Raw genomic sequence first — 13,361 nt, 5'->3', positions numbered from 1 at the left:
CCCCTAAATCCCCCTTAAAAAGGGGGACTTTGAAGACTCCCCACTTTATTAAGCCGTTCCCCCCTTACTAAGGGGGGTTAGGGGGGATCTAAAGCTGTACCTCTTATGTTATAGAAAACAGCAGCTTATTTTAAGTCTACATATTAACATATTAAATTGAGCCAGAACAGAAAATCAATAAAAATTTAGGCTAATTAAGATTGCTTTTTTCCACTCGTAATGAAATAATTATATCTTATTAATTTACGGGTTAAAATAAATTAAACCATGCCAGAACTATATATAATTGGAGGATGTAACGGTTCAGGAAAAACTACCACATCCAAGCAAATATTACCCTATTTCCTAAACATTTATGAATACGTCAACGCCGATGAAATTGCCTCTGGCTTATCGCCATTTCGCCCTGAAAATGTAGCCATTCAAGCTGGAAAGTTAATGAGAAAAAGGTTAAAATACTTATGCCAAAATCAAATTAACTTTGCTTTTGAAACTACCTTATCGGGCTTAAATTATATACGCTTTCTCCAGCAATGTCAAAACAAAGATTATCAAATCAATCTCATGTACTTCTGGTTAAATAATCCCCAATTAGCCATTGCTAGAGTTAAACAAAGAGTAGCAAGCGGAGGACATAATATCCCTAAAGATGTTATAATTCGCCGTTATTACCGAGGACAAAAAAACTTAATTGAATCTTATATTCCTTTGTGTGATACTTGGGTAATTTTTGATAACACTAACTTTCCCAGTCAATTAATTGCAGAAAAAGGAATTAACCAAGCACCGATTATTTATCAACCTCAAACTTATTCTCAAATTATGGAGATAAAACCATGAATAATGAGCAACCTAAATTATTGTCAGAAAGAATCCATAAAGGTGTCAATAAAGCAATTGCTGAAGCCTTAGAAAGACACCGAAAATTAGGAGAATCTATCGCTATTTGGGAAGATGGAAAAGTCGTTATTGTACCTCCAGAAAAAATTCCATTAATCTTGGATAAGGAATGGTAATGATATTAGGAAAGTTCGTGCAAACAAACCTATAACCTAAAAAAAAAATCACAACAAAACATGAAAACAGACAGCTTCTTCTATAAATTATTTCTGACAATTACATCCAGTTTTTTCGAATTAATTGGTATTTCTGGAAATGACGCCAAAAATTACAAATTTACTTCCCGTGAAGTCAAACAATTATCATTTCGTCTGGATGGATTATTTATTAATGAATAATGAATAATTACCTCTGATTTAGCTTTAGATGCTGACAACTAATAACTGATAACTGATAACTGATAACTGAAAAGGCGGGTAGTTGTTATTTATCCAACTCGTAGTGTTGAAAGGGAAGAAGCTCACCAATTTGGAGATATGTTGACCTTAGAAAGAGTCCAAAGAATCTATTTAGATGAGTTAACAACAATAAACTCATTAGGAGTAGAAATTGTTAAACTGGTAGTAGAACGAGAAGAAACCGCAGTTGATATGGCTAAATCGTTAGTTGAAAAAACTCAAATTCAATTAACAGATGCAGTCAGACAAGAAAATATCATCGAATTAATAGAGACTATAATAGTCTACAAATTACCACAAAAAAGTCGGGAGGAAATTGCAGCAATGTTTAATTTAGGTGATTTAAAACAGACCAGATTTTACCAAGATGGCTTTGCAGATGGTCAACTAATTGGTGAAGACATTGGGGAACAACGAGGGGAACAAAGAGGCGAACAAACAGGCCAACAGAAAGCTAAACAAGAAGCAGTTGCTCGAATGGTTAAATTAGGATTGAGTTTAGAGGTAATTGCTGAATCTTTAGACTTGCCTTTGTCGGTTGTTCAACAAATAGCTAATTCGGCTAATAATAATTAGATAACTGAATAGATTCATACTAACTTGGCTACAGAATATTTTTGATAAATGATTCAATTTTATTGGTAGTCAAGTTAACTGATAACTGATAATTGATAACTGAAAAAAGGTAAAGCGCAATGGTTTTAACTGCCCAAGAATTAGAGGCAATAATGCCCGATGCTACTCAACTAGAAAGCGACGAACCCGAAATGGAAAGCTCTCAACACTATACCCAACTCATGTTGCTGGTTCTTTGTCTGGAATGGTTGTGGCGCGATCGCAACGATTACTTTATTGGTGCCAACTTGACTATTTATTACAGTCGCCAGCAGCTAAAAACTCGCGACTTTCGTGGACCTGACTTTTTCTTAGTCAAGCAAACCCAGAAACAACCTCGGAAGTCATGGGTAGTATGGGAGGAAAACGGTAAATATCCTAACTTAATTATTGAGTTACTATCAGACTCTACCGCTAGAGTCGATCGCAACTTAAAAAAACAGTTATATCAAGACAACTTCCGCACCCCAGAGTATTTTTGGTTCGACCCCGAAACTATGGAATTTATGGGATTTCGCTTACAACAAAATCGCTATGAAGAAATTGAACCGAATCAGGAAGGTTGGCGTTGGAGTCAAGAATTAGAATTATACTTGGGAGTAGATGGAGGTGAACTGCGTTACTTCACTGCCAACGGTGAACGAGTGCCAACTCCCCAGGAGTCAGCAATACAAGAAAAATTGCAAGCTCAAGAAGCTCAATTACAAGCGTATGCTGATGGTCAACAACAAACCAAACAAGAAGCAGTTGCTCGAATGGTTAAATTAGGATTGAGTTTAGAGGTAATTGCTGAATCTTTAGACTTGCCTTTGTCGGTTGTTCAACAAATAGCTAATTCGGCTAATAATAACTAGATAACTGAGATAAAATATTAAAGTCTTCGCTACATATTTCCTCCCTTTTTAAGAGTAGTAGGGGGATATTATGTAGCATTACATTTAATAATTAAAAAATAAAAATTAAGAGATAAAAATGCAAAAATTTTCTATAGAAGTGCAACTATCTTCAGAAGAATTACTCAAAGTCGTCGAACAATTAAGCTTGCCAGAATTTGAGTAATTTGCATCACAAATAATTGCCCTTCAAAATTAACAAATTAACAATTATAGCAATTCCCATAGTTATGAGGTACATTAACGATCCCCCTAAATCCCCCTTAAAAAGGGGGACTTTCAAAGCTCCCCCCTTTTTAAGCAGTTCCCCCCTTACTAAGGGGGGTTAGGGGGGATCTAAAACTTTACCTCTTATGTTAAAGAACTGCTATAGAAAACAGCAGCTTATTTTAAGTCTATATATTAACATAACACCGATTATTTATCAACCTAAAAGTTATTTTCAAATTATGGAGATAAAACCATGAATAATGAACAACCTAAATTATTTTCAGAAAGACTTCTTAAAGGTATCAATAAAGCCATTGCTGAAGCCTTAGAAAGACACCGAAAATTAGGAGAGTCTATCGCTATTTGGGAAAATGGAAAAGTAGTTATTGTACCTCCAGAAAAAATCCCATTAATCTTGGATAAGGAATGGGATGGATAATGAATAATTAATAATTAATAATTAATAATTAATAATTACCTCCGGCTTTAGTCGGGGGCTTGAAAATACTGAATTGAATATTTATTTCATCCCCTTAAAAGGGTGAGGCTTTGGACCTCATTTTTTGGTAAGAAAGAGGGAAGAAGGAAGAAGACTTAAAAGCTTGAAAAGACCTAAATTTCCTGTAGATGATTATGCGAATCTGGGTATACCAGAATAGGCTTTAAACTTGTGGAGATTTGGAATAGAACCAGAAGAGGATGAACCAAGTAATTGGGTTAAGGAGTAAAATTTTCAACAGGAAGGAGAACAGTTGTGCTCTTTCCAAAGCATCTATCTTGGCTTTAATGCTTTCGTGTTCGAGATTTTTGTAGTATCTCTTGAGTAACCTAATATCTTCTGGTTGCCAATGTACCTTTTTCACCAGTTTATCAATTTGTTGTTTCAATTCTGGGCGCAAGTCCCTTAATTGTTCTAATTCTGGAGATTCGCTTTTTTCCCAAGCATTTGCCAAAATCTCTAAAACTTTTTTGCCTTCTTCCCGACTAATGGAGAGTTTATTGTCAAACTTATCCATTAGAGAAAGATATCGTATTGGTGAACCTAACCGTTGAATTAAGGTGACAGCATCAGATTCTCCACCACTGAAAAAGTAGGCAAAAAAGCGAACTGTTGCTTCTGTACTGAAGTCTTGATAAGCTATGTTCAAAATTCGTGAAATCTGCTGAGTATTCAACTTTTCTTTTTCCATTTCACCCACTATTGTTATTGCTGCTTCACGGACAGACTTATCATCATCGCTAAACAACAGTAGTAACTCGGGAATCAATTCTTTAGCTTCCGACCCCATCTTATCCACTGCTGTTACTGCTGCTCTACGGACACGGTAATCATCATCGCTCAATAACTGCTGCAACTGGGGAATAAACTCTTTAGTCTCCAACCCCATTTCACCCACTATTGTTACTGCTGCTTCACGGACATAGGAATCTTGATCACTCAACAACTGCTGCAACTGGGGAATAAACTCTTTAGCCTCCAACCCTATCTTACCCACTGCTGTTACTGTTGCTTCACGGACATAGGAATCTTCATCCTTCAACAACTGTAGCAACTGGGGAATTAATTCTTTAGCCTCCGGTCCCATTTCACCCACTGCTCTTGCTGCTGTTCCACGAATAGCCAAATTATCATCTCTCAAAAACTGCTGTAGTTGGGGAATCAATTCTTTAGCTTCCAACCCCATCTCACCGAGTGCTATTACCGCATTTTGACGGATATAAGGACTTTTCTCCCTCAGCAACTGCTGCAACTGGGGCATCAATTCTTTAGCCTCCGACCCCATTTTAACCATTACTTCTGCTGCTACAGAACGGACACGCCAATCATCATCCCTCAAAAACTGCTGTAGCTGGGGAATCAATTCTTTAGCCTCCAACCCCATCTCACCAAATGCTTTTGCTGCTATATAACGGACATCGGAATCATCATCCCTCAGCAACTGCTGTAGTTGGGGAATCAATTCTCTAGCCTCCGGTCCCATTTCACCCACTGCTCTTGCTGCTGTTTTACGGACATTAACATTTTTATCCCTCAACAACTGGTTCAACTGGGGAATCAATTCTTGAGCATCTGACCCCAGATTAACCACTGCTTTTACTGCTGCTCCACGGACATTGCGATTTTCATCGCTAAACAACTGCAGCAACTGAGGCATCAATTCTTGAGCATCTGACCCCAGATTACCTACTACTATTATTGCTGCTTTACGGACATTAACATTTTTATCCCTCAACAACTGGTGCAACTGGGGAATCAATTCTTGAGCATCAGACTCCAGATTAATCACTACTTCTGCTGCTGCTTCACGGACATTGGAATCATCATCTCTCAACAACTGTAGCAACTGGGGAATAAATTCTTGAGCATCTGACCCCAGATTAACCACTACTTCTGCTGCTGCTATACGGACACTCCTATCATCATCTCTCAATAACTGTGGCAACTGAGGAATAAATTCTTTAGCATCAGACTCCAAATTAAGTACTGCTTCTGCTGCTGCTTCACGGACACTCCTATCTTTATCCCTCAATAACTGTGGCAACTGAGGAATAAATTCTTTAGTATCCGACCCCACTTTAACAACTGCTTTTGCTGCTGCTATACGAACATTAACATCTTTGTCCCTCAGTAACTGCCGCAACTGAGGAATAAATTTTTGAGCATCCGACCCCAAATTAACTACTGCTTCTGCTGCTGCTTTACGGACACTCCTATCTTTATCCCTCAACAACTGCCGCAACTGGGGAATAAATTCTTTGGCATCCGACCCCAAATTACCCACTGCTTTTACTGCTGCAAAACGGATATTCCAATTTTCATCCCTCAACAACTGGTGCAACTGGGGAATAAATTCTTTAGCATCCGACCCCAGATTACTCACTGCTCTTGCTGCTGCACTACGGATACTCCAATTTTCATCCCTCAACAACTGGTGCAACTGGGGAATAAATTCTTTAGCATCGGACCCCAAATTAACTACTGCTCTTGCTGCTGCTATGCGGACAGACAAATTATCCTCCCTCAACAACTGCTGCAGTTGGGGAATAAATTCTTTAGCCTTTGACCCCATCCCACCCACTACTTCTGCTGCTTCTATACGGACAAACTGATCTTCATCCCTCAACAACTGGTGCAACTGGGGAATAAATTCTTTAGCCTCTGACCCCATCTCACCCACTGCTTTTGCTGCTGCTATACGGACATCGGAATCATCATCCCTGAACAATTGCTGCAATTGGGGAATAAGTTGTTTAGCATCCGACACCAGATTAGCCACTGCTTTTACTGCTAGTATACGGACATTCCCATTTTCATCCCCGAACAATTGCAGCAATTGGGGAATAAATTCTTGAGCATCCGACCCCAGATTACCCACTGCTTTTACTGCTAGTATACGGACATCCTCATGATGATAACTTAACAACTGCTGCAACTGGGGATGTTCAATCTCAAATACCATCTGACCCAATGCTTTTACTGCTGCTTGATGGACATTGGAATCTCTATGGCTCAATAACTGTAACAATTGAGGAATCAATTCTTTAACTTCCGACTCCATCTCACCCAATGCTTTTGCTGCTGCTTCACGGACACGCCTATCATCATCCTTAAACAACTCTAGCAATTGGGGAATCAATTCTTTAGCTTCTGACCCCAGATTACCCACTGCTTTTGCTGCTGCTTCACGGACAGGCCAATATTCATCGCTCAACAATTTTCCAATTTGTTCTACCCGTTCTGAAGGAATCTCAACAGGAGACTTAAGGTCATACTCAGACATTTTGTTCAAAGCTTCAACCCAAACATCAGGGTCAGAGTCATCCAAGGCCGCCAATATTCCCTGGAGTTGCCAGTTTTCCGGGGGTGACTTCTCAGCAGCTCGAACATGACCCAAATTTACAACCAACAACGCCACCAACAACAGCAGCAAGAAGCGCCATTTACGGAGAAAGTGGTTAGAGAGTTTCATTGTTTTAGATTTTAGAGGTAGAAAACAGGAGCCTATGAGTCTCGACTTCAATATTAAAATCGACCCTGACCTGGAAATTTAGTTAAAAGGCAATAAATTAGGCCAATTTAACTTAGATAATAACATATACAGGACTTACGCAGAAACTCTACTTATGGCTAGGGCGAATGCCATTTGCGTTCCGCAAAGCTCCGAATGGCGCCCCTACAAATGGTGCTTTAAAAGTCAATTTGCGTAAGTCCTGATATATTAGCGCTAAAGCCCAACTACGAGCCTTCCCTCCTGAATTCCCCTCCCCTCCCAGGAGGGGTTAGGGGTGGGTTGGGAGGGGAGGGGCGAGGGTGGGGTTACTCCTGAGGACTGACTCCTTAAAAAAGGAATACCAGGCACGGGAGCAAGATGCTCCCACTGTTCTGGTAACAAACATTGCCAGACAATGCACGACTAATGAAAATGCACCACCACCCAGCCTTCTTCCTCCTTCTTTCCTCTTCCTTCTTTTCTAGATAACTAATAGACATCTCCAGAAAAGAGGGAACAGGGAACACCGGAGCAGGGAACAGGGAACAGGGAACCCACCCCTCGCCCCTCCCCGACCGTGGAGGGGAATAATTGATAATTTATGGATAATAATTGATTTGATTTTTGATTTTCACGCCTATGTCTAATAGACATCTCCAAGAATAAAAAATCAATATCTATATCCCAGATAATTTCTCAATTCTTTCCCCCTACTCCCTACTCCCTACTCCCTACTCCCTCTTTTCTGGAAAGGAATACCAGGCACGGGAGCAAGATGCTCCCACTGTTCTGGTAACAAACATTGCCAGACAATGCACGACCAATGAAAACGCACCACCACCCAGCCTTCTTCCTCCTTCTTTCCTCTTCCTTCTTTTCTAGATAACTAATAGACATCTCCAGAAAAGAGGGAACAGGGAACACCGAAGCAGGGAACAGGGAACAGGGAACCCACCCCTCGCCCCTCCCCCGACCGTGGAGGGAATAATTGATAATTTATGGATAATAATTGATTTGATTTTTGATTTTCACGCCTATGTCTAATAGACATCTCCAAGAATAAAAAATCAATATCTATATCCCAGATAATTTCTCAATTCTTTCCCCCTACTCCCTACTCCCTACTCCCTACTCCCTCTTTTCTAGAGATGTCTAATAGATAACTAAAGCGTTCTTCTTCCCTCCTAACTCCTGACTCCTGACTCCTTCTAATTAGCCACATCACGAAGAATATTTAAAGGTTTATGCTCCTTAATAATTTTCATCTGTTCCTGATTCTTTACTAACAAAGCACCCGCAAAACCTAAACTATTAACAGAAATAGATTTAAAACTCTCATGCGATCGCGACACAACTAACATCCATTCTCGCGTCACCAAAAGATTATAACAGGACTTACGCACGGAAACTAAATCCAGTGAGGGCGAATGCCATTCGCCCCTACATATGGCGTTTTTAAGGTTGATTTGCGTAAGTCCTGTATAATCACCAGACTTTTTCCCACTCTTCTCATCACCATCTTCTATCCCCACAGCTTTGAGTAAAGAAAAATAAGATGCCAAAATCTCACCAGCATAGTCAACAGGAGAATTTATCCAACCAGAATCTAATTTAGCCAAAGCGTGTCGAAAAGGAAACTCAGACGTAACACCTATACCATTATCAAACGTAGCAGTAGCGATCGCTCTTTCTATGGGTATTCTCTCTCCATCCAAAACCATTGGTAGAGGTATCATTTGTAAATGTTTATGACGTTGACTTGCACCTGCCGTTTTCCCAGCGTTATAAAATGCCAAACCATCAAATTCTCCCATACAGCAACCCAAAGCCTGAAAGTCTTGCAAATTCAGCAAATTTTCTTGTTCCTCAAACTCTCTAGTCACAATAAGTAGATGATTATCTACAACGTTATACTTATTCAACAAACACAGATGAGTTTTAGAGATATCGGCAACAAATAAATCCTGTTCATAAGGCAGAAAAGGGTTAAAATCTTTGCCCGTCTCTGCTTTCTTTTTTTTCTGCTGTTTTTTGGCATCATCTTTCCGGGATAAATTAGACAAAATGCGTACTAGGAAACGAATATTATCCTGTTGCACAAACTCGTATTCAGTAGGTATAGGTTGAAGTGCGCCACATTCTAGAGCATATTCTGTTTGTTGTTTCAGCCTTTCCCAGAGAGTGCCAGGTGTAAATAACAATTGATTTTGGGACATAGTTAAGTTTTGGATATGATAGTCAGTAGTCATCGATTATCATACTACCGATATTGATATGAGGAGGCGATCGATATTTCAAAATTTGAGACCCAAAAAAATGGTTAGTAGGGGCGGGTTCCGCGTTAAGTTAATGGTGTAACCCATGACTGAGTGAACCCGCCCCCGCCCCAATAATCTAATGCTACTTAATAATTGAAGTACTACTTATAGTTAAGGTAATTAGTATAAAACCTTCTTCCTTCTTCCTTCTTCCTTCTTCCTTTGATTTTGGGACATAGTTAAGTTTTGGATATGATAGTCAGTAGTCATCGATTATCATACTACCGATATTGATATGAGGAGGCGATCGATATTTCAAAATTTGAGACCCAAAAAATGGTTAGTAGGGGCGGGTTCCGCGTTAAGTTAATGGTGTAACCCATGACTGAGTGAACCCGCCCCCGCTAATAATCTAATGCTACTTAATAATTGAAGTACTACTTATAGTTAAGGTAATTAGTATAAAACCTTCTTCCTTCTTCCTTCTTCCTTCTTCCTTTGATTTTGGGACATAGTTAAGTTTTGGATATGATAGTCAGTAGTCATCGATTATCATACTACCGATATTGATATGAGGAGGCGATCGATATTTCAAAATTTGAGACCCAAAAAAATGGTTAGTAGGGGCGGGTTCCGCGTTAAGTTAATGGTGTAACCCATGACTGAGTGAACCCGCCCCCGCCTCAATAATCTAATGCTACTTAATAATTGAAGTACTACTTATAGTTAAGGTAATTAGTATAAAACCTTCTTCCTTCTTCCTTCTTCCTTCTTCCTTCTTCCTTCTTCCTTCTTCCTTCTTCCTTCTTCCTTCCGCATAAATGCTACTTAATAATTGAAGTACTACCTATAGTTAAGGTAATTAGTATAAAACCTTCTTCCTTCTTCCTTCTTCCTTCTTCCTTCTTCCTTCTTCCTTCCGCATATACGAGTCAAAAAAAAAGTCCCCTCTGGAAACAGGGAACCCCTATAAATAGCAACTACTCTTAGAGTTTGATTTCATTATTTACAACACTAAAACATTCGTTTTTGTTGGGAAACTTACTAACTTTATCACTCACATTAATCCCCAAGTACGTCTCGGCAAAACAAGTTAGCTGAATCAAAACTTTTACCTTCTCTATTTGCTTTAGCTTCTTTACTTTCTATAATGCTTGCAACTGAACTTCTAGCAAGAGAACGAGTTGTTGCACTGGCACTTTCATTAACCCAATCATTTGCGCCAACTTTATATCTAAAATCGCATCTATACTGATCGTTTGCCGATCCTGCTTGTAAGAAAATACCGAGAGAAGCTAGTGCAGATAGGATTAAGTACCTTTTCATTATAAAACAATCTCCTGTAATCGGTTTACTTTTTGGATAGTGAATTACTATCTATATTATTTTTATATCTCTAAGTTTAGAACATTTATTGTTAAATACAATACTTTTTACTATCTTTTTTTCATTTTATGAGCGATTATTTATTTCTTTGAGTATAAATTCTTAATCCACAAATTGGCATTATTAATATTAGTTTTTGCCTTCTCAATCTCAAGAAAAATTAATAAAAAAATCAATCTTTATGATATAATTAATCTTTGTTTATTGGAGCGATTATGCAAGTAAAATTTTACAGCTATCTACTCAAATTGTCAAGATAATAATATGATTATTCTCCAAAAAATTATATGTGCAAATAGGCAAAATTAGCAAACATTTAAGTTGCTATTTTTCTCAAAAGTAAAGAAATATTAATTGTAGTTAAACATAGAAATAAATGGATAAAAACTATTATAATCGGACTTGATATGAGGTTTGAACAGTAATTTTAAAAACGATAAAAAGCAAAAATCAAAAGTGCCGCCAGCAAAATTTTACAAAATCAAGTCTATCAGGTATAATTGAGTATGTAGCTTTTCAATCTTTGCCGAACACAAGAACCTCCACAGCAATTGATAAAAACTTTTCAGGCAAAGGTTATATCTGGAATGCGATCGCCTTAACGAAGTCAGAAGTCAGAAGTCAGAAGTCAGAAGTTATTTTTGTAATATCAAATCCGGTGGGGTTGCACATAGAATCCGACTATGTAATATCTGTTTATAATTTCTTAAATTACTCCAATATTAGACATCTCTTCCATGGATAGGGAGTAGGTATGGAGGGGGAAATAATTGATAATTTCTGTACGATAATACGATTATAGATTTTTTATTATTGGAGATGTCTATCTAATCTCCCCCACTCCCCACTCCCCAAATTCCCCTCCTCCACCGGAGGGGTTAGGGTGGGTTGGCAGGGGCTAGGGTAGGTCCCTACTCTCAACTATATAGTAAGTATTCAACCGGATTTGATATAACGGGGATTTGAGCTTCGCTCCAAAAATATTTCGCCTTAAAAGGCGGGGTTGCGCGACCCTTATGATTTTGAGAACGAGACGAGTAGCTACAATAAACTCTAAGTACATGAAATACAAACATTTAAGAGCTTTCCCTTTGAGACTGTTTGTCAACAAAAAATTAATAGTACTTACCCATGAGGTACAAAAAACTAGGACTTGAGGTTGTTTCCCTCTCAGTCGCAATGACAGAAATACCTTGAGGCGCGTAAGTCCTAACAATAATACTTGTAGTGATGTTCTATGGAACGGGTGGTGGTACATTGTAATGGTAATGCATTGTCCGGCAATGTTTGTTACGAAAACAGTGGGAGCATCTTGCTCCCGTGCCAGATATTCCTCTTTGCTGTATACCATGACACTCCACACTTTCCATCCTACCTACTCCCTACTCCCTACTCCTTGCCTCCTGCAAAAAGACTTCCATAAGCAAACCCTAATTAGGAGTCATATCATGTCCGGATAAGAGCGATCTGGAAAAAACTTATCATGAGTGCTTAAACAGTAAATCTTTCTATTTTCCCCTCCAGCGGAGGGGCGAGGGTGGGTTCCCTACTCCCCTACTCCCCTACTCCCCTACTATCTTAATAATAAGTATTCAACCGGACATGATATCAGGTAGGGGAGCCGTCGGTAGGGCAATGTACAGATGGCCATAAGCACATTTGGAAAAGTCGGATAAAATTATTTACTATGAAACTTGATATTTGATTGTCCAGTTGACCGGAAAGTCAATAAGATGAAAAGAAACTGTACTAAACAAGGAGGCATAAATGCGTAGTAAACGCTCTAAACCCTGGATTCATAATAACTCACGTTTTATTATTGCTGGTATTTCCACAGTAGGAGCAGTAATTACAGCCTATCTCGCTATAGAAAAATTCATGGGAGGAGCTGTGACTTGTCCTGTAGGTGGTTGTGATAACGTACTTGAAAGTCCTTATGCTATGATTTTTGGCTTACCTTTAGCTCTATTTGGCTTTCTAGCTTATGCTGGCATGGGAACAATGGCGATCGGTCCTTGGGTAATTAACCCAGATTCTCAGAAGGAGTTACGCTCAAAACTAGAAAACTGGAGTTGGTTATTAATGTTTGTGGGTGGTGTATCCATGACTATCTTCAGTAGCTATTTGATGTATATCATGGCATTTGAGATTAAATCTCTGTGTATTTATTGCATCGGTTCGGCTATTTGTTCTGTAGCTCTATTTGTTTTAGCATTAATCGGTCGTGACTGGGAAGATATTGGGCAATTAATCTTTACGGCTATTATTGTTGGGATGGTTACTCTTGTAGGAACATTTGCGGTTTATGCTCCAATTCATAGTCCTATTGCTGAGAAACAAGATATTTATGCAGTTACAACTACTTCGACTCCGGCAAAAATTGCTTTAGCAGAACATCTGACAGAAGTGGGAGCAAAAATGTATGGTGCTTATTGGTGCGGTCACTGTCAAGACCAAAAGCGGTTGTTTGGTCAAGAAGCTGTTAATAAACTTAATTATATTGAGTGCGATCCTAAAGGCAAAAATTCTCAACAAAGCTCATGTATCGCAGCCAACATTACCGGATATCCGACTTGGAAAATTAATGGTAACTCTTACGAAGGTACACTTTCTTTAGAGGATTTAGCAAAATATTCCGGTTATAAAGGTCCAGGTAATTTTAATACTCTTTAATATCAGGACTTACGCAAATTCTTAGATAATACGCTA

Annotated in this window: 9 protein-coding genes and 1 pseudogene; 7 read left to right on the top strand and 3 right to left on the bottom strand. The window is 38.7% G+C overall.

Annotation, left to right across the window (positions count from 1 at the left end; all coding sequences use genetic code 11):
• The first annotated feature begins 267 nt into the window (after nt 1-267).
• From SAGCYANO_RS24785 to SAGCYANO_RS24765, 5 genes and pseudogenes are all read left to right on the top strand, one after another.
• Nucleotides 268-840: a zeta toxin family protein gene (locus SAGCYANO_RS24785; protein WP_202222523.1), complete on the top strand. Its 573-nt coding sequence runs from the start codon at nt 268-270 to the stop codon at nt 838-840.
• A complete protein-coding gene (locus SAGCYANO_RS24780; protein ID WP_202222522.1) occupies nt 837-1,016 on the top strand; it encodes a hypothetical protein in 180 nt (59 codons plus the stop codon). Before SAGCYANO_RS24785 ends, SAGCYANO_RS24780 begins: the two co-directional genes overlap by 4 nt.
• 60 nt (nt 1,017-1,076) lie before the next feature.
• Nucleotides 1,077-1,874: pseudogene (locus tag SAGCYANO_RS24775) on the top strand (DUF2887 domain-containing protein).
• 119 nt (nt 1,875-1,993) lie between these two features.
• Nucleotides 1,994-2,767: a Uma2 family endonuclease gene (locus tag SAGCYANO_RS24770; protein ID WP_202222521.1), complete on the top strand. Its 774-nt coding sequence runs from the start codon at nt 1,994-1,996 to the stop codon at nt 2,765-2,767.
• 502 nt (nt 2,768-3,269) lie between these two features.
• Nucleotides 3,270-3,455, top strand: coding sequence for a hypothetical protein (locus SAGCYANO_RS24765; RefSeq protein ID WP_202222520.1), 186 nt, complete (start codon nt 3,270-3,272; stop codon nt 3,453-3,455).
• Nucleotides 3,456-3,678: 223 nt separating this feature from the next.
• Here the strand turns inward: SAGCYANO_RS24765 and SAGCYANO_RS24760 are convergent, their stop codons facing one another.
• The 3 genes from SAGCYANO_RS24760 to SAGCYANO_RS24750 form a co-directional block, all read right to left on the bottom strand.
• A complete protein-coding gene (locus SAGCYANO_RS24760; RefSeq protein ID WP_202222519.1) occupies nt 3,679-6,987 on the bottom strand; it encodes a sister chromatid cohesion protein PDS5 in 3,309 nt (1,102 codons plus the stop codon).
• Nucleotides 6,988-8,216: 1,229 nt separating this feature from the next.
• Nucleotides 8,217-9,224 (bottom strand): phosphorylase, encoded by a 1,008-nt coding sequence (locus SAGCYANO_RS24755; protein ID WP_202222518.1) that lies wholly within the window; start codon nt 9,222-9,224, stop codon nt 8,217-8,219.
• A 1,104-nt stretch (nt 9,225-10,328) separates the two neighbouring features.
• On the bottom strand, nt 10,329-10,592 hold the full coding sequence (locus SAGCYANO_RS24750; RefSeq protein WP_202222517.1) for a hypothetical protein: 264 nt from the start codon (nt 10,590-10,592) through the stop codon (nt 10,329-10,331).
• Nucleotides 10,593-11,175: 583 nt separating this feature from the next.
• On the opposite strand from SAGCYANO_RS24750, the gene SAGCYANO_RS24745 reads away from it, so the two are divergent.
• Nucleotides 11,176-11,397: a hypothetical protein gene (locus SAGCYANO_RS24745; protein WP_202222516.1), complete on the top strand. Its 222-nt coding sequence runs from the start codon at nt 11,176-11,178 to the stop codon at nt 11,395-11,397.
• Between the two features lie 1,022 nt (nt 11,398-12,419).
• Nucleotides 12,420-13,325, top strand: coding sequence for a vitamin K epoxide reductase family protein (locus tag SAGCYANO_RS24740; RefSeq protein WP_202222515.1), 906 nt, complete (start codon nt 12,420-12,422; stop codon nt 13,323-13,325).
• The last annotated feature ends 36 nt before the right edge of the window (nt 13,326-13,361 follow it).

It is taken from the genome of Okeania sp. KiyG1, assembly GCF_014132355.1.
Classification (GTDB): Bacteria; Cyanobacteriota; Cyanobacteriia; order Cyanobacteriales; family Microcoleaceae; genus Okeania.
Note: the sequence above shows the minus strand (reverse complement) of the source record. Positions and strands in the feature narration are given on the sequence as shown.